The organism is Sphingomonas aerolata (assembly GCF_003046295.1).
GTDB classification, from domain to species: Bacteria; Pseudomonadota; Alphaproteobacteria; order Sphingomonadales; family Sphingomonadaceae; genus Sphingomonas; species Sphingomonas aerolata.
Genome location: NZ_PZZN01000004.1, coordinates 34,227 through 56,113, shown reverse-complemented (window position 1 = coordinate 56,113; position 21,887 = coordinate 34,227). Strand labels below are relative to the sequence as shown.

The following is a 21,887-nucleotide window of genomic DNA, read 5'->3' as shown; positions in this document are numbered from 1 at the left end:
GCGGCGCGGGGGTGCGTCAGCGGACGACCAGACGCGTATAGAGGTGCCAGGTCGCATAGCCGAGCCAGGGCAGCACCACCGCCAGCCCGATCGCGAGCGGGATCAGCCCGAGGACCAGCAGTCCGGCGACACGCGCGCCCCAGCCGAACACCGCGCGCGGGTTGCGCCGCGCCGCTGCGAGCGAGGTGCGCAGCGCGAGGCCTGCATCGACCGGCTGATCGACCACCATCGGGAACGCGACCAGCGCGAAGACCAGCGTGGCGATCGCGAACGGCGCGCCCGCCAGATTGCCGAGCAGGATCAGCGTCCACCCCTCCTGCGTGGTGAACAGCCGGCCCGCGACGTCGCCGATCCGCAGCGGCGCGGTCGCACCGAAGGTCAGGTCATAGACCGCATAGGCCGTCGCCAGCCACCCGACCATGAGGGCCGCGAGCCCGGCGGTGAGGATCGCGAGCGGCAGGCGGCTGCGTCCGTTGAGCGGATCGAGGAAATGCCACCAGCTCGAGTCGCGCCCCTCTTCGCGGCGGCGCGCGAGTTCGTAGAAGCCCGACGCGGCGGCGGGGCCGAGAATCGAGAGCCCTGCGACCAGCGGGAAGAACAGCGGCAGCAGCGGCGCGTTGTACGTCACCACCGCGGCGACCAGACAGACGATCGGATAGAGCAGGCCGATCACGATCAGGTCGCCGCGCTTGGCGAGAAAATCCTTCCACCCCTCGGCGAGGGCCCAGCGAAGGTCGGCGGTGCCGATCTCGCGGATCTCGGGGATGGCGGGTGCTGGCGCGATGAAGCTGTGCGGATGGGTGGCCATGATCTGCTCTCCGTTCAGGGGGTGGCGTATATCCTCGTCATGCGGGGTATCGTTGGGCGGCGTGACCGAACGGCCGGTTCAGCCGCACGATCGCCCAGTTGAGCCAGGCCGCAAAGCTGACCCACAAGAGATAGGGCGCGATCAACAGGCTCGCGAAGCGGTCGATGGGCCAGAGCCCGACGACCAGCGCGACCAGCGACGCCCAGAGAAACACGACCTCGATCAGCGCCCAGTCGGGGCGCCGGGCGCGGAAGAAGAGCGGGCTCCACAGCAGGTGGAAGACCGCGTTGACCGCAAACAGCGTCACCACCTCCGCGCGGGTCGCGGCGTCGGGCGCGGCGGTCCAGGCGATCGACGCGGACCAGGCGGCGAGGCCGAGGATGATGGACCATGCCGAACGGCGCGACCGCGGCGGGGGTGAGCTGGCCGAAATCGGCGAGTGTCCCGACGAAGGGGTCGACGAGATCGGCGGGGGTGTCCTGGGCGGATGCGGCGGCGGCGGGGGTGAGGAGCAGGGTGAGGAGGAGCGGATTGGTGAGGATGCGGCTCGACCGTGACGACCGGAACGGGGTCGGGATGGCGGGTAGGCACGTGCGTTGTCCCCGATCAGTGTCGTTCCCCAACTGGGCCCCGGCCTTCGCCGGGGTGGGGGTTCGTGGTGGGGTTGGGGCGTTTGTGTTTGCGGGGTCTGACCGCTGAAGGACATTGGTCATGGGTCGAGCGGATCGCGGGGATCCTGGCGGAGCGACTGGCGCGATGGGCGGAATTCGAGGTCGTAGACGGACAGCCGCCGGCCGATCGTGCCGGGCATGTAGCCGAGCTCGGCGGTGTTGCGCGTGGTGAAGGTCGGGCTTTCGATATAGGCGCTCTGCTGCGCGTCGGTGACGATCAGCGTCGGCCGGTCGAGCGGGATGCCGAGCGCGGCCATCCGCCGCGTGGCGTTGCGCAGATTGGTCGTCGTGTGCCGCGCATAGGGTTCGAGGATGATGCGATCGGCGGGGACCGCGTAGCGCTCGATCAGCGCGCGGCGGATCTCGACGGCTTCGACGAAGCGGGTGCCGCGCGGGTGGACCGCGCTGCCCGAGACGAGGATGAACGGGGCGAGCCCCTGGCGATAGCGTTGCGCGGCGAGCAGCGCGTGGAGCTTGCTGCGCGGGCTGAGCCGTGTGGCGCCGTCCTCCGGCCCGACGCCGGGGACGATCAGCGCGGTATAGCGGAAGGCGGCCCAGTCGGTGCGGGCGGCCGCGGCGCGGGCGCCGGCATTCTCGCGGTCGTCGAGCGGTTCGAACAGCGTCGCCGCGGTCGCCTCGTTGCCATCGAGCAGCGCGAGCGCGAGCGCGACGCTGCCGTCGAGCGTGTCGGGTGCGGCGCCCGAGGCGGCGTGGGCGAACTCGATGCCGACCGCGACTCCGTCGGCGAAATACGGGACTGCGGGGGTGAAGACGGGGCCGTCGATCGCCGGATAGCGTGACGGATGGCCGAGCCCGTAGACGCGCAGCACCGCGTTGAGCCCGTCGAGTTCGGCATCGATCGCCGCGACCGGTGCGAGATCCGCGTTCGCCGCGAGCGGCGGCAGCCCGCGCGTGCCCGCGAGCCGGTCGAGGATCGCGGCGAGCGTGGTGCGATCCTCGGTCGTCCAGATCGCCGCCTCGATCGTGCAGGCGGCTGTGGTACCGCATGCCGCGCGCCGCGCGGTGCGCGCAGCCTGCAGGGTGCGCATCGCCGGGTCGCGGTCGAGCGCCTGCGCCCAGCCCGGCGTCGTGCGCAACGCGACGAGCCGGGGAAACAGGCGCTGCGAGAGTCCGTCGATCGGGGCATCGGGGGATTGCCCGACTGCCCCGACCTGCCCGGTCGTTGCCGGCGCCGGTCCCTGCGCGCCGAGCGGTACCGATGAGGTGCCCGCCAGCGCCACCGCGAGGATCATCCGCAGGCCGGTCACCAGGACTTGCTGACCACGAGGCGGACGTTGCGCCCGAAGATCGGACGGCCGTAGATCGCGTCCGCGGTGCCCTGGCCGCTGAGCTGGTCGGTGCGCGTATTGCCCTCGGTCAGGCCCTTCGCATTGAAGATGTTGTCGCCGACGACCTGCATCTGCCACGTGTCGCGCGTCAGCGTGATGCCCGCGCCGACCGTCCCATAGGCGGGCAGCGCGGTGTTGTTGAAGAAATCGACATAGCGTTTCCCGACATATTCGTAGCGACCATAGAGCTGGACCGCATTGCCGGCGATGTCGAAATCGACCGAGGGGCGGATATTGCCATAGACCTTGGGCTCGCGGACGAGCTGGTTGCCCTCGACATCGCCCGCGCTGGCGCCGTTCGCGTTGACGAGGCTCTTGTACTTGGGATCGCTGACCGTGAGCGCGCCGGTGACCGCAAAGCCGTAGGGCAGCGCGAGATTGCCGTCGATCTCGATCCCCTTGATGTCCGCCTTGCCGACGAACGGGACCGACTGGTCGTTGCGGCCGGTGACCGGGTCGAGCGCGACGAACGAGGCGTTGAGCGGGTCGTAGCGCGTGTAGAAGCCGATGACATAGAGATAGGACCGGCCGAACGCGGCCTTCAGCCCGACCTCATACTGGTTGGCCTTGGGCGTCAGGATCGTCGGGTTGATCTGATAGGTGACCTGCGTCGAGGGCGGGGTTTCTAGATGCGAGGCGCGCGCATAGGCGCCGAGATGGCGGGTGACGTCGTAGTTGATGCCCGCGGTCCAGTTGGTGATGTCGGGCGCGAGCGAGGAGCGGATGATCTGGCCGGTAAAGGCGCGCACGGCATTGTCGGCGAGCGTCGTCGGGTCGCCGAGATTGGCCGAGGTCGTCGCAAAGGCATAGCCGTCGAAGCTGTAGCGTTCGTGACGGATGCCGCCGTCGATCTTCAGCCCCGGGGTCAGTTCCCAGGTGTCGTTGGCGTAGAAGGCATACATCGACGCGTCGGTGTTGCCGCGGTTGAGCGTGGTCGTATAGCGCAGCACGCCATTGTCGGTCACCGAACCAAGCGCCTGGCCGGCGGCGTTATAGGCGATCAGGTCGAGCGTGCGCGGCTTGCCGCGGACCTCGAGCAGATAGTCCTGAGAGGCGACCTCGTTGGTTTCGCCGTACAGGCTGCCATAGACGCCGACGCGCAGGTCATGCGTGCCGAAGCCGGTTGCGATCGATCGGGTGACGCTGAGATCGCCCTGGGTCGAGTAGAATTTCGACGTGACGTCGCGGAACTGCGCGGGGACGACCAGGCCGGAGGCTGCATTGGGGTCATAGACCTCGGCGCCGTCGGTGCCGGCGATCGCATAGCCGAGGCGGGTGACGCCCGCGCCGAAGGCTGTGCGCGCGGCGGTCAGATAGCTGCCCGCAAAGGCGGTGGCATCGGACGGGTTGCTAGTCGAATAGAGCGCGTTGAAGTGGAGCTTGCCGATGCTGACCCCGCCCTTGGCGGCGACCTTCCAGCCGTCATAATCGGCGTCATACTGAACGCCGACATTGCCGAACTGCGTATGGCGGCCATTGCCGAGATCGGCGCCGACATTGCGCGTCGTGCCATCGGCCTCGCGGTAGCGGATCGTCGCGTCGCGCAGCGTGGGCGAGTTCATCGTGCCGCTGAAGAAGTCGATATACTGGTTGAGCGACTTGGACGGATCGCGCGGGTCGGCGGTCGGGATCGGCAGGTAGAAGACGTTGTGGTCGTTCAGGTAATTGCCCGACACGCGCAGCGACCCGTTCGAGAAGTCATGCTTGATGTTGGCGCGGACCTGGCCGCCGCGGTCGTTGGGGAAGCCGTTGTCGCGATAGCCGTCGTGGCGGCGGAGGAAGCCGCCGATCGCGTAATAGGTCGAATCGTCGATCGGCCCGGCCTGATAGCCGTCGATCCGGTAGAGGCCGGTGTCGCCGAGCGTGAGTTGTGCCTTGCCGCGCACCGTGTCGGTGCCCGAGACGGTGATATTGTTGACGATCGCGGCTGCATAGCTCGCATAGACGGGGGCGGGGCCGCCGCGCACGACCTCGACGCGCTGCGTCATCAGGTCGAAGCGGTTGAGGCTGTCGCCGCGGAAGAAGTTGCCGTCATTCTCATGGAACAGCGGGAGGCCGTCCTGCTGGAACGTGACGAGGCCGCCGTCGCTGGGCAGACCGCGCAGCCGGATGATGTTCTGGACCTCGCCACCGGTGTTCTCGACCGCGAACCCCGGCAGCTTGCCGAGCAGATCGGCGAAGTTGAGCGGCGCGAGCTTCTGGATGTCGGCGTTGCTGAGCGAGTTGACCGCATAGGAGACATCGAAGCGACGCTGCTCGCGTGCCGAGCCGGTGACGATGATGTCGGTGCCGGCGACGGGGTCGGTTTGGGCAGGGTCGGCCTGGGCGGGATCAACCTGCGCGGGTCGCTGGCCGGGTCGGCAGCGGTCGCGGTGGTGGCGGCGGGGGCCGATGGCGCCGTCTGTGCCCAGGCCGGCGTCTGTGCCGCAATCCCCAGCGCGATCAGCGCACATCCCGAACGCAAGCCGTGTTTTGTCATGATTGTTTCTCCCACCCGATTGATATGTCAGCCGGTGGTCGGGGAATATGACAAAATTAATTAATTTCACGAAATAAACTAATCGGCTATTCGGTGCGGCGAAGGACGTGGGCTGATGGCGATGGCGCGGTTAAGACTGGATGACGACGAGCGGCGCGTGATGCAGATCCTGCGGTCCTGGGGGGCACGATCGCGCAAGGACCTCGCCGCCGACCTGGGAATGAGCGCGACCAAGATCACGCGGCTGTCGGCGACGCTGCTCGCGCACGGGCTGATCGAGGAATGCCCGGGGGCGGCCCCGGTCGCGCCCGGCCGCCCGGCGGTCCCGCTGCAGATCTCGCCCGAGGCGGGATACGGGGTCGGGGCGATGCTCCACCGCGGGCTGCTCGAGGTGGCGCTGGTCGATTATGCGGGCGGCGTGATCGCGCATCGGTCCGCGCCGTTCGACGATCCCGATCCGCGCGTGTTCGCGCAGCGGGTGACGACCGCGATGCACGAGATGGCGATCGCGAACCGGCTGCTCGGCCGGCGGCTGCTCGGCGTCGGGATCGGCGTGCCGGGCGCGGCCTTGTCGATCGAGGGGACGCGGCGCTGGACGGTCGACAGCCTGGCGGCGTGGCGCGGGATCGACCTCAAGGCGCTGTTCGAGGAGCATATCGGCCACCCGGTGTGGATCGAGAACGACGCGAACGCGGCGGCGCTCGCCGAATATTATGTCGGGGGACTGATGCGGCGCTGTTCGACCGCGGTCGTCATCCTGCTCGGGCACGGGATCGGCGCGGGAATCATCGTCGAGGGGCGGATCCTGCGCGGGGCGATGGCGAGCGCGGGGGAGATCGGCTGCCTCTACCCGACCAGCGCGCCGCGCCCCTCGACGCTCGACCTGTTGTCGACGTTGCGCGAGGCGGGCTGCGCGATCGACTCGCTGGTGGATTTCGACCGGGTAATCCAGGGCTATGAGCCGGTCGTCGATGCGTGGGTGCGCCGGGCCGCGGGGCAGATCGGGCCGATCATCAACTGGGGCATCGCCTGGATCGATCCGGGTGAGTTCGTGATCTCGAGCCCGTTGCCGACGCCGATCCTCGACGCGCTGGTCCGCCACATCGATTTCGGCGCGATGCATATCGGCGACCATTGCAGCGTCCCGCCGCGCATCTCGGTATCGACGCTGCAGGGCGCGGCCGCGACGATCGGCGCGGCGCTGATGCCGATCCACGCGACCGCGGTCGGCTGACGCCCGGTCCCGCCGTTACGACGCCGATCGCGTCGCCGTCGCGGGCATCCGGACCCGCAGCGTCGCGGCCGCGCCGAGCACCATCAGCGCACCCGACACATACAGGATGTTGCGCGGGTCGCCGCCGAGCAGCGAATGGTAGAAGAGCGGGACGGTCAGGCTCTCGATGATCATCGGGATGACGATGAACATGTTGAAGATGCCCATATAGACGCCGTTGCGTTCGGGCGGGATCATGTCGATCAGCATGACGTACGGATTGCCCATCATGCTCGCCCAGCCGATACCGATGCCGAGCATCGCGACGAACAGCCCCGCCTCGTCGCGGATGCCGGGGATCGCCAGCATCGCGACGCCCGATGCGAGCAGGCAGCCGGCATGCGCCGTCTTTGCGCCGAAGCGGCGGGCGACCGGCACCAGCGCGATCGCCGCGACGAACGCGACCGCATTGTAGAAGGCGCCGAGCTGACCGACGGTCAGCACGGTGTCGCGGAACGCCACGCTCTTCGCATCGGCCGTGCCGTGCAGCGAGCGCGCGACCGCGAAGGTAATGAACTGCCAATAGGCGAACATCGCATACCATTGGCACAGCATGGCGAGCGCGAGCTGGCGCATCGGCCGCGGCATCTCGACCAGTGCGGTCTTCAGGTCGCGCAGCGTGCCGCCGAGCGTGAGCGGTTCCTTCGCCAGCCGCGCCTTTTCCTCCTCGGGCAAGGGCAGCTCGGGCACGCGCAGGACCGACCAGAGGATCGTCGCGAGCGACAGTACCGCGCCGATCAAGAAGGCGATCCGCGTGATGTCGGGAATGCCGTTGCCGTCAACCGCATCCTTGTTGAAGCCGATCCAGACGAGCAGCGACGGCGCGAGATAGGACAAGGTCTGGGCGAGGCCGGTGAATGCGGACTGGGTCAGGAACCCCGCGGCGCGCTGATCATCGGGCAGCCGGTCGCCGACATAGGCGCGGTAGGGCTCCATCGTCACGTTGTTGGCGGCGTCGAGCACCCACAACAGGCTGGCCGCGACCCACAAAGTCGGGCTGTACGGCATGGCGAGCAGGCACAGGCTGCACAGCATCGCGCCGACGAGGAAATAGGGGGTCCGCCGCCCGATCCGGGTCGAGGTGCGGTCGCTCATCGCGCCGATGAGCGGCTGGATCAGCAGACCGGTCACCGGCCCTGCGAGCCAGAGCAGCGGCAGGCTCGCCTCGTCCGCGCCGAGATAGCCGTAGATCGGCGCCATGTTGGCCTGTTGCAGGCCGAACGAGAATTGCAGCCCGAGAAAGCCGAGATTCATCTCGATGAGGCGGATCAGCGACAGACGGGGTTTGGTCATCGACGCGCCCTTTGTGCGAGTGCCAGTGCGCCGAGCAAGCCGGCGCGGTCGCCAAGTCCCGGCGCGACGATGAGGGTGGCATAATCGTGGGTGCCGAAATAGCCGTTCGCCATCCGAGCGGCGTGGTCGCGAACCCGGTCGAGCAGCCCGGGGGTTCCCAGCACGCCGCCGCCGAGGACGATCCGCCGCGGCGACAGCAGCGCCTGCTGCGCGACGACCAGCTGGGCGAGGTAATAGGCGACGATGTCATGCGCGGGATGATCGGGGCCGAGCTCCGACAGCGACGCGCCCCAGCGCGCGGCGATCGCAGGTCCGCTCGCCAGTCCTTCGAGGCAGTCGCCGTGGAACGGGCAGGTGCCGGCGAAGTCGCGGTCGTCGGGATGCCGGCGGGGGAGGATATGGCCCATTTCGGGGTGGCGACTGCCATGCACGGGGCGTTCCTCGACCAGCGCACCGCCGCCGATGCCGGTACCTACGGTGACGTATACCGCGATGTCGGCGCCGGTGGCGGCGCCCCACAGGCTCTCGGCGAGGATCGCGCCGTTGACGTCGGTGTCGAACCCGACCGGGCAGTCGAGCGCGCGGGCGAACGGACCGACCAGGTCGGTGCCGCTCCAGCCGGGCTTGGGCGTGTCGACGATCCGGCCCCAGCCCGGTGAGGAGCGGTCGAGATCGACGGGGCCGAACGAGGCGATGCCGAGCGCGTCGACCGCGCCCCATTCGGCTTGCGCCGCGGTGAAGAATTCGAGCGCGGCGCCAAGCGTCTCGTCGGGCGTGGTGGTGGGGATGCGTGCGGTCCGGAGGACGGTGTCGGGATCACGCGCGACGCCGAGCACGAACTTGGTGCCCCCCGCCTCGATGCAGCCGAACAGCGGCGGGGCGGCGGTCATGCCGAGGGTCCTGCCCAAAGCACGCTCCAGGGACCGATCATGGCGTCGTCTCCGATGGGGGTATCCGCCACCCGGTCGTGCCAGCCGGCGAGATCGCCGACCTGGACCGCATGGGGCGAGAAATTGAGGAAGACGCGGTCGCTGCCACAGGCGATACCGAGCAGCGCGGACGTCGACGTGGCGATCGTCGCGGGCGCGCCGGCCCCGCCGCTGGCGATGCGCGCGGTGCGGAGCGCCCTGATGTCGCCGGAAATGCGAAGGGCGGCAACGCGGTCGAGCGCGTCCCAGTCCATCACCGGGCGGTGCAGCCAGCGCCCCTCATGCGCGCGATCGGGATCGTCGCGATAGCTGTGGTCGTTGAGCAGGCCGGCCTCGTCGCCCATATAGAGCGTGGCGAGCCCGCCGCTGGCGATCGACAGCGCGTTGAGCAGCGCGATCCGGCGAAACGCATGCTCGCGCTCCTCATCGGTCCGCGCGGCCTCGAGCCCGGCAAGCGACGCCATCGTCCCGTTCGAGCCATGCAGCACGGAGCCATCGGACTGGAACGGTTCGCCCCGCGCCCAGCTGCCGTCTGCGCCGTCGAGAAACTTCGCCGCGATGGTCAGCCGCGCGACGGGGTCCGGGTCGATCCCGGCAAGGTCGCCGATCACCGCGCCCCAGCCGATATCGTCGTGGCAGCGCGCATAGCTGAGCCAGTTCGCGCCGCGCGGCAGGCCGCCGCTCGCCGCGACGATCGCGTGGGGCAGCGCGGCCGACTGCTCGGCGAGCCCGACCCAGCCGGCGACCATCAGCGAGTTGTTGTAGACGAGATGGCATTCGGGCTCGAACCCGCCATCCCAGTCCGACCCCTCGTCCGCGCCGAAATAGGGCGGGACCAGCGCGGTCGGGACGATCGCCTCGGCCTTGAGCAAGGTCGCGGGGGCGACGATGTCGAGCGCGGCGCGCAGTGCGCGGACGATGTAATGCGCCTGCGGCCGGTTGCGGCAATCGGTACCGAGCTGCTTCCAGAGGAACGCGATCGAGTCTAGCCGGAACGCCTCGAACCCGTGATTGGCGAGCCGGAGCATCGTGTCGACGATCGCGAGCATGACCTCCGGATTCGCCCAGTTCAGGTCCCACTGGAACGGGTAGAAGGTCGTCCAGACCTGTCCGCCCATCGCCGGCACATGCGTGAAATTACCCGGTGCGGTGGTCGGGAAGACCTGCAGCAGATCGGCCTCATAGGCCTGCGCCTCGTCGTCGCCGAGGACGTGGTAGAAGGCGCGGTAATGCGGATCGCCGTCGCGTGCCGCCTGCGCCCAGGCATGATCGTCGGCGGTATGGTTGAGCGCGAGATCGACACACAGGCTTATCCGCCCCTCACGCAGCCGTGCGGCCAGCCGCTCGACATCGGCCATCGTCCCCAGTCGTGGCTCGACCGACAGATAGTCGGCGACCGCGAAGCCGCCATCGCTGTCGCCCTCGCGTGCCTTCAACAGCGCGAGCAGGTGGAGATAGCGGACACCGAGCGATTCGAGATGGTCGACATGCCCGATCAGGCCCTCGACGGTCCCGGCGAAGCGGTCGACATAGGTCGAATAGCCGAGCATGTCGGGCGCGACGAACCAGTCGGGGTCGGCGAGCCGCGCCTCGTCGAGCGCGGCCATTGCGGCGGGGCGTTCGGCGGCCCGCTCGCGCAGGATCGCCTCGAGCCGCGGCCAGATCGCCAGCCCGGTACTGCCATACAGGCGTTCGAGCTGGCGGCGCAGGCGGGGCCCGAGCGCCGCGAGGCGACGCTCGGTGGGGGAGGATACGCGCACCTGGGTCAGCCGATCAGAAGCCGAAGCGGACGGCGGCGGAGATCGTGCGACCGGTGATCGACCGGGCGCGGACGATGCCGTTGGTCGGGATCGCACCCTCCTCGGCTTCGGTGATGCCCTTCACGTCGAACAGGTTGTTGCCGTTCACCGACAGCGTCACATTGTCCGCCGGGCGGATCGATACGAACGCGTTGACCTGCGTATAGCCCGGCATCTTGAGGACGTTGTTGTCCTGCGCATAGCTGTCGGTCGTGCCGATCACGTTCGCACCGATCGTCACGCGGTCGAAATCGACCTGTGGCGTCGCCTGATAGATGAACTTGGCCTGGCGACGCGGGCGGTTGCCCTCGACCCCGGGGTTGAGCACGTCGCGGGTGATCTCGGCATCCGTATAGGTGCCGCCGGCCGAGAGCGAGAACGGCCCGCGTGCGATCCGACCCTCGATCTCGACGCCCTTGGCGTCATATTCGCGGTTGAAGAAACGCTGCGTCGTCGCCTCGAAATTCTGTTCCTCGGTACGCGCCCAGAAGCCGGTGGCGTAGAGCGAGACGCCGCCCTGGCGGAACTTGAACCCGCCCTCGAGCTGGCGGACGAAATCGACCGCTGCGCCCTGGTCGGTCAGCCCGCCCGTCGCGGTGTTGATCGAGGGGCCGAACAACAGGCGATCGGCGTTGGCGCGGCCGCCGCGGCTGTAGCGACCGAACACCGCCGTGCTGTCGGTCAGGCGGAAGTTCACGCCGCCCGAATAGGACAGGTAGTCATAGTTGTAATCGAGCGGCGAGCGGGCGTTGGGGATCACCGCGACCTGACGCTCGGCTGCCGAGATCACGCCGTCGCCGTTGATGTCGAACGTCGTGATGCCGCTGCCGAACGCGGTGCCGAGATCGGAGCCGGCGACGCTGCCGCGCGCGCGACCGAAATCATAGCGCAGCGAACCGTCGATGTTGAACCGGCCGAGCTCGAGCCCGAGCTGCGCGAACGGTGCGTAGGTCGTGTAGTCGAGGTCATAGGAGCGGCGGCAGCAATTGCCGAAGAAGCTCGCCGAATAGCCGGGGATGCCGTTCTGCGTGACGGGCACGCCCGCCGCGGTGCGGACGTCGACGAGTTCCGAGCGGCCATTGTCCGCGACGGTCTGGACGGACGAGGTCCACAGCCAGTCGCTCTTGATGTCCTGACGCGAGGCATAGAAGCCGCCGGTGACCGCGAGCGACCCGCCGGCGAACGGCAGCGAACCGTTCAGGCGGATGTCGTTGGTGATGTTGTTGAGGCTCTTCAGGTCGACATCGAACAGGACGATGTTGGCGAGCAGGCCGTTGCCGTTGAGCGAGGCGGGGTCAGCGATGCGCTGACCGGCCTGCGCGCCGCTGGCGTAGAAGAGCTGTGCGCCCGCGCCGCCGATGCCGTTGGCGATCGACTGCGCCGAATCGACGCTGGCAGGGAAGGGCGAGGTGAAGCCGCCCGAAATGTCGGCGTAGCGGAACCGCTCGACGATGTTCCAGTCGTCCGCGAGCGGGATCTGCGTCTCGAGGCCCGCCGAATAGACGACCGGGTGCTGGCCGTCACGGATCGAGCGCGTGGTCAGCCGGTTGTTGCCGTCGAGCGTCTGCGCGGTACGGATGTTGGCGCTGTGCAGCGTGCCGTTGTTGATCGAGAAATTGGCGATGCTGCTGTAATCGGGGTCGCTGTTGCTGCCCGTGACGCGCACCGGGTTGGGGAGGTAGCCGATCGCGCGGTCGTCGAGATACTTGCCGTAGAGCCGGACATAGCCGCCATTGTCGAACGACTTGGTGATGTTCGCCTTGAGCTGGCCGCCCTTGACGCCGTCGAAGCCGACCTCGCGCTGGCCGTCGCCGATCCGATAGAAGCCGCCGACATGATAGGTGACGCTGTCGGAGAGCTTGCCGCCCTGGTCGAAATCGACGCGGAATTCGCGGTAGTCGAGCCCGCTCGACAGCTGGAACGCGCCGCCTTCCTGCTCGCCGGTCTTCGAGATGAAGTTGATCACGCCGCCGGGCGAGTTGGACGCGAAGGTCGAGGCGGAGCCGCCGCGGACCGACTCGACGGTGCGGACGTTGAAATCGGCGCGCAGGAAAATGTCGGCATTGCCGAAGGTGATGTCGCCGAACTCGAGGATCGGCAGGCCGTCTTCCTGGAGCTGGAGGAACTTCGAGCCGCCCGATGCGACCGGCAGGCCGCGGACCGAGATATTCGCGTTGCCGTCACCGCCCGAAGCCTCGACGCGGATGCCGGGCAGGTTGCGCAACAGCTCGCCCGAGGTGCGCGGCGCGAGCTGGATCAAGGCGTCGGAGCCGATCGAGCTGGTCGTGATCGAGGTGTTGAGGCGGTTGGTGCCGCGCGCGACCGCAGTGACGACGATGTCGTCCTGGCCGTCGATCGGCGCCGGCGTCGCGGTGGTGTCGGCGGGCTGCTCGCCCGGTGCGGGTGCGGCCTGAACGGGAGTGTCCTGGATGGGCGTGGTCTGCGCTGCGGCCACCGTCGCGAAGGACGTGGCGGCGATTCCGGCGAGCAAAACGTAACGTGCTTTCATGATATCCTCCCTGCGCGGTGGCTTTCTATGAAGCCCAGAATCGCCTCATACGCTTTTCGCAATCGATTGCAAGATGTGTTGTGCAATCGATTGCGAAGCGTTGAGGCCAGCGCATGCGGAGAGATTCAGGCGGACTGGCGCTCGATCAGGACGGGCGTGACGATCGCGGATCCGGTCGCATGGCCCGCGATCCGCTGCATTAGGCGATCGACCATCAGCGCGGCACCCTCGGCGAGATCCTGGCGGATGGTGGTGAGCGCGGGCGACGTATGTGCCGCCAGCGTGACGTCGTCATAGCCGATCACTGCGGTGGTGGTGGGGACGTCGATCCTGGCTTCGGCGAGCGCGCGCAGCGCGCTCATCGCGGCGACGTCGGACGCGGCGAAGATGCCGTCGGGGGGCGGCGCGGCGGCGAGCCGCTGCGCCATCGCCGCGTGCACGGCCTCCGGGGTCATCGGCGTTTCGAGCAGCTCGCAGGCGAGCCCCGCCTCCGCGGCGGCGGCGGCGAATCCGGCGTAGCGATCGGCGAATTCGGGCGGGGCGGGGTCGCCGACGAACATCAGACGGGACCGCCCCTGGTCGATCATGCGGCGGCCCGCGAGACGTCCGCCTGCGACATTGTCCGAGCCGATCGTCAGATGGTTCTGGTCCGCCCGGTACGCGCCCCACACGACCAGCGGCGCATAGCGGTGCGACACGCGTTCGATCACCGCCCCCTGGTCGGACTGGCCGACGAGGAGCAGGCCGTCGATGCGGCCGCTGTCGACCAGCCGGTCGAGCCAGTCGTCACCGTCGGGGATGACCCGCGACAACAGGATGTCGTAGCCGCGTTCGACCAGCAGATCGGCGAGCAGCCCGAGCAGGGTCAGGAAGAACGGATCGGTGAGATGCTGCGTGCGGGCATGGCCGAGCGGCAGGACGAGCCCGATCGCGCCGGTGCTCTTCAGCCGCAGGTTGCGCGCGAGCTGGTTGGGACGGACGTCATGTTCCTGCGCCAGCGCCTGGATGCGTGCGCGTGTCTGCGCATTGACGGACGAATGCCCGGCCAGGGCCCGCGACACGGTTGCGGTCGAAACGCCGGCGAGCACGGCCAGATCGGCGAGCTTCATTGCGATAGGATATCCTCATCGTCACGGGTGATCGCCCGGTCGTACCGTCAGCCGCGCCAAGCCGCAATTGCGCGCGATCGAAGCGGGGTGCTTACGACGGGGGGGCTAAAACAGAAAACGTTTTCTGTTGCGTCCTTCACCTGCTGTCGGTAGGAGCGGGATACGCAAAGAGACAGAGCTGTTTGCCGCCCCGCTATCCGGTGACGTCGGGCGGTGGCGGCGTTCGCTCGTGCCCGCGGCTCCGGGGAGTCGTCACCGTCCACGCCAGCCCGAGAGACGCAATTGAGCATCGATCTTACCATTCAGAGCCATGGCGCGCGTCTGGCGGCCATCGGCGGCGTGCCGCTGGCCTTCCTGGCTTATGCTGCCTTCGCGTTCAGCGACGCGTCGGTGCAGCTACTCGAAGGCGCGTTCAGCCCGTTCCAGGTGACGTTCACTGGCGCGCTGCTCGGGTTGGTGGCCTTGCCCTTCGTGCGGACGCCCGGCGACCGTCTGCTTGACGTGTTCAGCGCGACACGACGCTCGCTATGGCTGGCGCGCGCGATCGGATCATCGATCAGCGGCCTGTCGAGCGTCGTCGCCTTCACGCGGCTGCCGATGCCCGAGGCGTTCGCGCTGATCTTCTTGATGCCGATGCTGGTGACGTTGCTGTCGATGCTGTTCCTGAAGGAACAGGTCGGTGCCTGGCGCTGGGCGGCGGTGGCGATCGGCTTCGTCGGCGTGCTGATGGTGCTGCGTCCGGGGCTGCGCGCGTTCGATCTCGGCCATGGCGCGGCGATGCTGTGCGCATTGTCGAGCGCGATCGTCATCGTGCTGTTTCGCGCCGGTGGCGCGGGCGAGAAGCGTGTGTCGATGCTCGGCGCGGGGCTGATCGGACCGCTGGTGATCAACGGCGCGGCGCTGCTGTGGCTGCAGGCGTTTCGCTGGCCGGACGGCGCCGAGATGGTCCTGCTTGCCGGCTATGGCCTGCTCGCGATCCTCGGCCAGGCGCTGCTGATGCTCGCGGCGCAACGCGTCGCGGTCAGCCGGATCGCGCCGCCGCAATACAGCCAGATGATCTGGGCGGTCGCGCTCAGCTACACCGTGTTTCACCAGAGCGTCGACCTGCCGACCTTTGCCGGCATTGCCGTCATCATCGGCGCCGGCCTGCTGACCTGGGCGCGCGAGCAGATCCGCCTGCCGTCCTGGCGTCGCCGCTTCGCGCTGCGCCCGCGCTGAACAGCCTTTCGACAACCACGGAGTCCTTTACGTTTTGACAGATCACAGCATCGCCCCATCCCTGACGCGGCGCAGCCTGACGGCGCGCAACGAGCCGAGAATTCCCGAACCCTATGCCAATGGCGACCGGGTGCTGCGAACCGCAGCGTTCGTCGCCGCGGTGTGCGGGGCGCTCTATGGCTATGACACGGGGATCATATCAGGGGCGCTGCTGTCGATCACCGACGAGTTCGGGCTGGATCACCGCATGCAGGAGATCGTCACCGCGGCGATCCTGGCGGGCGCGGTGATCGGTGCGCTGGCGACGAGCTGGCTGTCCGAACGGATCGGCCGCAAGCTGTCGGTGATGGGGGTGAGCGCGCTGTTCACGCTTGGCGCGATCGCCTGTGCGATGGCGCCGAGCGTCGGCGCGCTGATCACCGCGCGGGTGTTCCTGGGCATGGCGGTCGGCGGATCAACCCAGGTCGTGCCGATGTATATTTCCGAACTCGCGCCGCAGCATCGTCGCGGCAATCTGGTGACGATGTTCAACGTCGCGATCGGCGTCGGCATCCTGCTCGCCAGCATCGTCGGGTTCGGTCTGCACGATGTCTGGAGCTGGCGGACGATGGTCGCGGTTGCGGCGATCCCCGCCGCGATTGTCTTCGTCGCGATGGCGTTCATGCCGCGCAGCCCGCGCTGGGCCGCCGAGAATATCGGCATCCACGCCGCGATCGACGTGCTGCGCCGCGTGCGGACCACACGCCGCGAGATCCGCCACGAAGTCACCCAGATCCGCGATGCGACGACCGACGCGGATCCGGCCGATAGCGGCTGGCGCGGCATTCGCCAGAGCTGGGCACGGCCTGCGCTGATCGCGGCGCTGGGCGTCGCGTTCTTCACCCAGTGCGGCGGGCTGGAGATGATGATCTACTACGCGCCGACCTTCCTGTCGGGGGTAGGGTTCGGCAAGGAGTCGGCGCTGCTTGCCAGCCTCGGCGTCGCGATCGTCTATGCGATGATGACGCTGCTCGGCTGTCTGTTCGTCGACCGGATCGGGCGGCGGCGGCTGATGCTGGTGATGATCCCGGGATCGGTCGTCAGCCTGATCGGGCTTGGCATCATGTTCGCCAGCGGTGCGCATGGCGGGTGGCAGGGCTGGCTGACGATCGGCTTCCTGCTGGCGTTCATGCTCTTCAATTCGGGTGGCATCCAGGTGTGCGGCTGGCTGCTCGGCGCGGAGATGTTCCCGCTGGCGATGCGCGGCCCCGCGACCGCGCTGCACGCGGCGATGCTGTGGGGCAGCAACCTGATCGTCACGGGGACCGCGCTATCGCTGGTCCATGCGATCGGGCTGGGCTCAACGATGTGGGTCTATGCCGGGGTCAATCTGGCGTCGTTCGTGTTCGTGCTGCTCTTCGTGCCCGAGACGGCGGGCGCGAGCCTCGAGGATATCGAGAGCGCGCTGCGCAGCGGCCGGTTCCGCCCGACGCGCGGGCAAACCGCGATCGCCGCCGCCGCCTGACCTGAACCTCAGGCGGGGCTGACGATCGTCCCGTTGAAGACGAGCCGGACGGCGTCGCCCCCCGCACCGGTCATGCGTTCGACGAGCAGCGCCAGCGCGGCATGCGCCATCTCGTCGACCGGCTGCTCGATGACGATCGGTGCGGCATCGAGCAGGCGCAGCCAGGCGGCGTCGTCGAACCCCGCGAGCCGGACGGGCGATGCCTGCGGATCGGGTCGGCCGCGTAACACGACCGCCGCCTCGAGCATCAGGAACGTGTCGCCGACCAGCACCGCATCGCAGGCGGTGTTGGCGAGCGCGGCCCGCACGCAGGCCGCGCGCGCTGCGGGCTCGTGCGGGACGTCGATGATCCGCGCGGGGAGCGCGTGGCGGTCGAGCGCGGCGGCATAGCCGCGACGGCGGTCGACCGCGGTGCTGCCGCGTTCGCCGAACAGGCCGGTGATCCGCCGACAGCCCGATGCGTGCAGCGCGTCGACCAGCGCGCTCGCCGCGCCGGCATTGTCGAGCTTGACGCTGTCGACCTGCGGCGTTCCCTCGACGCGATCGACCAGCACGAGCGGCGTCGCGGTCTCCGGCACGCCGCCGGCCCGGGTCGGGGCGAGGATGATCCCCGATACGCGCTCGTCCTCGAGCAGCTGCAGGTAATGGCGTTCGCGCGCGGGATCCTCGCCGCTGTTGCACAGGATGACGCGCAGCCCCTCGCGCCAGGCATAGCCCTCGACCGCCTGGACGAAGGCGACGAAGAACGGGTTGCCGATATCGGGCACGATCAGCCCGATCACGCTCGCGCGCATCGAACGCAGCCGCCGCGCCGCCAGATTGGGGCGATAATCGAGCGCGGCCAGCGCATCGTCGACCCGGCTGCGATAGGCGGGGCGGACGGGCTTGCCCGACAGGACGCGCGACACCGTCGCGATCGAGACGCCGGCGCGTGCAGCGATGTCCTTCAGTCCGATCGTCACGTGGCTCAGCCCTTTCCGCGCCGACCTCTAGGCGGCGGCGGGTGTTTGTCCACCGTGATGGCAGGGCGGCGCGTTTGACCGCGGCGGATGGCAAGTCCATGTTTCGAGGATGAACGACCCCCTGTTCCGCCGCCGCGACGCGCTTGCCGGCATCGCGGCCACGCTCGCCGCCGCACCCGTCTCCGCACAGACTGCCGGCCGCTCGTCGACATCCGCCGACGCGGCGACTCTTCTCGACCGCCTCGCGTGGCAGCTGCTGACGCTCGATCCCGGCAAGGCGACCGGGCTCGGGCTCGACACCGGGGCGCATGCGGCCTTGCGGGGGCAGCTCGACGACCGGTCGCCGGCGGGCATCGCCGCGCGGCGACGCGTCCTCACCGACGGGCTGGCGGCGCTCGGCCGGTTACCGCGCGACGGGATCGATCAGGCGACGCTGACCAGCATCTCGGTGACGCAGAGCGCATTCCAGACCGCGCTGGACGGGATGGCGCTGCCTTACGGCGTCGCGACGATCGGAGACTGGCGCAACACGCCCTATGCCGTCATCCAGAATGTCGGCGCCTGGCTCGACGTGCCGCAGCTGCTCGACGGCGATCAGCCGCTGCGCACTGCGGCGGACGCCGAGGCCTATCTCGCGCGGGTCACGGCGATGGCGAAACAGCTCGATGACGAGACGGGCAGGGTGCGCACCGCACGCGAGCAGGGGCTGGTCCCGCCCGGCTTCCTGCTCGACAAGACGCTGGCTGGAATGCGACGTACGCTGGCCGAGGCGGCGGCGGTCGATGGTCCGCTGATCGGGCCGCTCGCGCGCAAGACGCAGGCGATCCCCGGCGACTGGACCCGGCGTGCGACACAGATCGTGCGCGATGCCGTCGTCCCTGCGCTCGAGCGGCAGATCGCGGAGCTCACCGCGCAGCGCGCGGTCGCAACCGACGTCGCTGGGCTGGGATCGCGCCCCCATGGCGCGGCCTGGTATGGCTGGGGGCTGCGCGCAGGAACGACGACGCGGCGGAGCCCGGCGGAGATCCATGCGCTCGGGCGTGCGCAGCTCGTCGAGTTGCAGGCGCGGATGGACAGAATCCTCAAGGGCTTCGGGCTGACCAAAGGGACGGTGGCGGAGCGCGCGGCCGAACTGCAGCGTCGGCCCGACATCGCCTTCCCGAACGACGATGCCGGCAGGCAGCAGATCGTCGCCTATATGCAGGGCCGGATCGATGCGATCCGCCCGCGCCTGCCTCAGGCGTTCCGCACGCTGGTGACCGCCAGGCTCGAGATCCGGCGGATGCCGCTCGCGCAGGAGGCGGGGGCACCCGCCGCCTATGGCGGGCCGGGCGCGCTCGACGGATCGATCCCGGGCAAGATCTGGGTCAATCTGGGCGATCCCACGATCCACAACCGCGTCACGATCCCCGATCTGGTATTCCACGAGGGCATTCCCGGGCATGTCTGGCAGGGGGAATATGCGCAGCAACTGCCGCTGATCCGATCGGTGCTGGCGTTCAACGCCTATACCGAGGGCTGGGCGCTCTATGCCGAACAGCTTGCCGATGAGCTTGGCCTGTATGACGGCGATGCGGCGGGGCGGCTCGGCTATTTCATGGGGCTGTCGTGGCGTGCGGTACGGCTGGTGGTCGATACCGGGATCCATGCGATGGGCTGGACGCGCGAACAGGCGTTGCGCGAGTTCGTCGCCGCGACCGGACTGCCGATGAGCAACGCGGTGAGCGAGGTCGAGCGCTATTGCGCCTGGCCGGGTCAGGCCTGTGGCTACAAGATCGGACAAACCGAGATCGTCGCGCAGCGCACGCGCGCCAAGGCCGAATTGGGTACGCGGTTCGACGTGCGGGACTTCAATCAGGCGGTCCTCGCGGGCGGCAACGTCCCGCTCGACGTGCTGACCGGCAACGTCACGCGGTACATCACCGCGAGCAGGGGCTATTTGCGCCCCACGCTCACGGGCCGATATCGATGTCGCGGGCTTCGGCACGCCGCGCCGCCGATCGCTCGAACCCGAGCTGTTCGGCGACCGGATCGTTCCAGCCATAGGGATCGGTACGGAAGGCGACCTTGCCGGCGTCGCCGACATAGACATTCTCGTACAGCAGCCGCACCGGGATGCGGCGCGGCAGCGGGACGAACTGCATCTCGCCCGACGCCTGCGCGGTCTGCCATGCCTCGGTAACGCCCTGGTCATCGGCGAGCATCTGCGCGAAGCCGATCGCATCCTCGACGCGGACGCAGCCATGGCTCAGATGCCGCTGGCTGCGGTCGAACAGCCCGGGGGCGGACGTGTCGTGCAGATAGATCGCCTGATCGTTCGCCATGTCGAACTTGACGAGGCCGAGCGCATTGCTCGGGCCGGGCTGCTGGACGATCCAGCCGTCGCGCAGGACCATGTTGTGCTCCTGCAGATAGGCGTCGTCGACATTGGCCATCTCGCCGTTCTGGATCGACTTGGGCACGGTCCAGGTCGGGTTGGCGACGAGGCGGTAGATCGGCGACGACAAGGCCGGCGTCTCGCGACCGGGTTCGCCGACAATCACCTTGCGCTGATCGACCAGCACGCCGTCGCGGTAATAGCGCAGTTGCGAGGCGGCGGTGTTGACGTCGATCCGCGTGGCCGGGGGCGTCCGTTCGAGCCAGCGCCGCCGCTCCAGCGCCACCGCGAGCGCGCGCGCGCGATCACCGGGTCCGAGATTGAGGACCTTCAGAGTCTCGGGCCCGACGATCCCGTCCGCGGCGATGCCGTAATCGGTCTGCAGCCCCTTCATCGCGTCGGCGATCGCCTGCGTATAGACCGGGGCGCTGGACGGGGTGGCCGGCTGGAGGCCGGCGATGGTCGATGCGGATTGCGCCAGCGTCGGCGCGGCGACGGGGCCGGGGGTGAGGAGATAGCCACTCTCGACCAGCTGTTCGACGATCGTCGCGACGCGCGGATCGCGGGTGCCGACGCGGATCAGCGCGGCCGCGCCCGTCTGGGCGGGCGCCTCGAGCGGTGCCGGGCCGGATGGCGCGTTGAGCGCCTTCTCGCTGAAGACGCGATAGGCATCGGACAGCAGGCGATAGTCGGCATCCTGCGGCGCGAGGCTTTCGAGCCAGTCTTCGACCTTGTGTCGCGCGATCGCGGCGACCAGCCCGGTGGCGAGATCGACGCTGGGTCGCGGCAGGGTATAGACCTGATGCAGCGTCGCCGGATCGACGCGGCCCCTTGCCAGTGCACCGGCATAGGCGAGCGCGACGCGCGTGCGGGCGACGTCGATATCCGCCGGGGCCGCGTCGGCGGGCAGGTCGGGCAGGAAGGCGACGTGATCGAGCCCGTGACGGCTGCGGTCGCCGAGTGCAGTGTTGAGCGCAGCGACATCGGCATCCGACCAGACCGCACGCCACTTCGCCTTGGTATAGACCGCGCGGACGGTCTCGTCCGTCACCGCCTGCCGGCTGATGACGACGCCGCCGATCGCAGCGGGTGCAGCGCTCGGCTTGGCAGGGGGCGCGGCGCGTCTTGGCGCAGTCTGGGCGGGCTGGGCACCGGCGGCGCCGTTCGTCAGGAGGAGTGCAAGCGGCATCGCGCCGGACGCGAGCCGGGCTCGCAGGGTCGTCACTGTCATCCCTGTTCAACGTACCAGTCGCCGCATCGGCTCAGATCGACGGCGAAATTCCCGCGAACCAAGCTGCATAGGGGGTGTTGGCGGCCATGTGGCGGTTATAGTCGGGCGACCCGTCATGCCACCAGACCGGGCCGCGTTCGCCGAGCCCATGCTTGGCCGCATCGACGTCGGCACGTGCAGCGGCGACCGCGTCGGCATCGTCCCGACGTCCGGCTACGCCGACCGCGCGTCGCGCCGCCATCAGTGCCCGCACCAACTCGGCACGATCGGCTTCGGGCAGCGACGGATCCGCGCACCGCCACAATCGGCCGCGGACGACGAAATAGCGGCCGTCGGGGGTCGTCGGATAGGCCTTGGGGGGCGTGCTGCCGGCCAT

The 21,887-nt window shown here is 68.9% G+C and carries 16 protein-coding genes and 1 pseudogene; 5 read left to right on the top strand and 12 right to left on the bottom strand.

Going from position 1 to position 21,887, the window contains the following annotated elements; all coding sequences use genetic code 11:
* Positions 1 to 16: 16 nt before the first annotated feature.
* Positions 17 to 808, bottom strand: a complete 792-nt coding sequence (locus tag C8J24_RS17045; RefSeq protein ID WP_107934391.1) for a DUF2189 domain-containing protein — start codon at positions 806 to 808, stop codon at positions 17 to 19.
* 37 nt (positions 809 to 845) lie between these two features.
* Positions 846 to 1,190: a TspO/MBR family protein gene (locus tag C8J24_RS17940; RefSeq protein WP_244180878.1), complete on the bottom strand. Its 345-nt coding sequence runs from the start codon at positions 1,188 to 1,190 to the stop codon at positions 846 to 848.
* Here C8J24_RS17940 and C8J24_RS17935 point away from each other — a divergent pair.
* Positions 1,096 to 1,365: a hypothetical protein gene (locus C8J24_RS17935; protein ID WP_244180880.1), complete on the top strand. Its 270-nt coding sequence runs from the start codon at positions 1,096 to 1,098 to the stop codon at positions 1,363 to 1,365. The two genes, C8J24_RS17940 and C8J24_RS17935, sit on opposite strands and share 95 nt — an antisense overlap.
* Before the next feature lie 152 nt (positions 1,366 to 1,517).
* On the opposite strand, the gene C8J24_RS17035 is transcribed toward C8J24_RS17935, so the two are convergent.
* A complete protein-coding gene (locus C8J24_RS17035) occupies positions 1,518 to 2,747 on the bottom strand; it encodes a YdcF family protein (protein ID WP_107934386.1) in 1,230 nt (409 codons plus the stop codon).
* Positions 2,744 to 5,281, bottom strand: coding sequence for a TonB-dependent receptor (locus tag C8J24_RS17030; protein ID WP_107934384.1), 2,538 nt, complete (start codon positions 5,279 to 5,281; stop codon positions 2,744 to 2,746). The genes C8J24_RS17035 and C8J24_RS17030 overlap by 4 nt, the downstream gene beginning before the upstream one ends.
* Before the next feature lie 141 nt (positions 5,282 to 5,422).
* On the opposite strand from C8J24_RS17030, the gene C8J24_RS17025 reads away from it, so the two are divergent.
* Entirely contained in the window at positions 5,423 to 6,541 is a 1,119-nt protein-coding gene (locus C8J24_RS17025; RefSeq protein WP_107934382.1) for an ROK family transcriptional regulator, read from the top strand.
* 15 nt (positions 6,542 to 6,556) lie between these two features.
* On the opposite strand, the gene C8J24_RS17020 is transcribed toward C8J24_RS17025, so the two are convergent.
* From C8J24_RS17020 to C8J24_RS17000, 5 genes are all read right to left on the bottom strand, one after another.
* Positions 6,557 to 7,873, bottom strand: a complete 1,317-nt coding sequence (locus C8J24_RS17020; protein ID WP_107934380.1) for an MFS transporter — start codon at positions 7,871 to 7,873, stop codon at positions 6,557 to 6,559.
* Positions 7,870 to 8,763, bottom strand: a complete 894-nt coding sequence (locus tag C8J24_RS17015) for an ROK family protein (protein WP_107934468.1) — start codon at positions 8,761 to 8,763, stop codon at positions 7,870 to 7,872. The genes C8J24_RS17020 and C8J24_RS17015 overlap by 4 nt, the downstream gene beginning before the upstream one ends.
* Positions 8,760 to 10,562 carry an alpha-amylase family glycosyl hydrolase gene (locus C8J24_RS17010; RefSeq protein ID WP_107934378.1) on the bottom strand — a complete coding sequence of 601 codons (1,803 nt, stop codon included), beginning with the start codon at positions 10,560 to 10,562 and terminating at the stop codon, positions 8,760 to 8,762. Before C8J24_RS17010 ends, C8J24_RS17015 begins: the two co-directional genes overlap by 4 nt.
* Positions 10,563 to 10,575: 13 nt before the next feature.
* Positions 10,576 to 13,110: a TonB-dependent receptor domain-containing protein gene (locus C8J24_RS17005; protein ID WP_107934376.1), complete on the bottom strand. Its 2,535-nt coding sequence runs from the start codon at positions 13,108 to 13,110 to the stop codon at positions 10,576 to 10,578.
* Between the two features lie 125 nt (positions 13,111 to 13,235).
* On the bottom strand, positions 13,236 to 14,219 hold the full coding sequence (locus C8J24_RS17000; RefSeq protein WP_107934374.1) for a LacI family DNA-binding transcriptional regulator: 984 nt from the start codon (positions 14,217 to 14,219) through the stop codon (positions 13,236 to 13,238).
* Between the two features lie 282 nt (positions 14,220 to 14,501).
* On the opposite strand from C8J24_RS17000, the gene C8J24_RS16995 reads away from it, so the two are divergent.
* Both C8J24_RS16995 and C8J24_RS16990 read left to right on the top strand, forming a co-directional pair.
* A complete protein-coding gene (locus C8J24_RS16995; protein WP_208621000.1) occupies positions 14,502 to 15,437 on the top strand; it encodes a DMT family transporter in 936 nt (311 codons plus the stop codon).
* Between the two features lie 34 nt (positions 15,438 to 15,471).
* Positions 15,472 to 16,941 carry a sugar porter family MFS transporter gene (locus C8J24_RS16990; protein ID WP_208620999.1) on the top strand — a complete coding sequence of 490 codons (1,470 nt, stop codon included), beginning with the start codon at positions 15,472 to 15,474 and terminating at the stop codon, positions 16,939 to 16,941.
* Positions 16,942 to 16,949: 8 nt separating this feature from the next.
* Here the strand turns inward: C8J24_RS16990 and C8J24_RS16985 are convergent, their stop codons facing one another.
* On the bottom strand, positions 16,950 to 17,903 hold the full coding sequence (locus tag C8J24_RS16985; protein ID WP_107934371.1) for a LacI family DNA-binding transcriptional regulator: 954 nt from the start codon (positions 17,901 to 17,903) through the stop codon (positions 16,950 to 16,952).
* Between the two features lie 109 nt (positions 17,904 to 18,012).
* Here C8J24_RS16985 and C8J24_RS16980 point away from each other — a divergent pair, with 109 nt between their 5' ends.
* The gene (locus C8J24_RS16980) at positions 18,013 to 20,085 is read left to right on the top strand and encodes a DUF885 domain-containing protein (RefSeq protein ID WP_244180867.1); all 2,073 of its coding nucleotides are present in this window, start codon (positions 18,013 to 18,015) and stop codon (positions 20,083 to 20,085) included.
* A gap of 25 nt (positions 20,086 to 20,110) precedes the next feature.
* On the opposite strand, the pseudogene C8J24_RS16975 reads toward C8J24_RS16980, so the two are convergent.
* Both C8J24_RS16975 and C8J24_RS16970 read right to left on the bottom strand, forming a co-directional pair.
* Positions 20,111 to 21,469 (bottom strand): annotated as a pseudogene (locus C8J24_RS16975) (L,D-transpeptidase family protein); the annotation flags it as partial.
* Positions 21,470 to 21,542: 73 nt separating this feature from the next.
* A complete protein-coding gene (locus C8J24_RS16970; RefSeq protein ID WP_107934369.1) occupies positions 21,543 to 21,887 on the bottom strand; it encodes a hypothetical protein in 345 nt (114 codons plus the stop codon).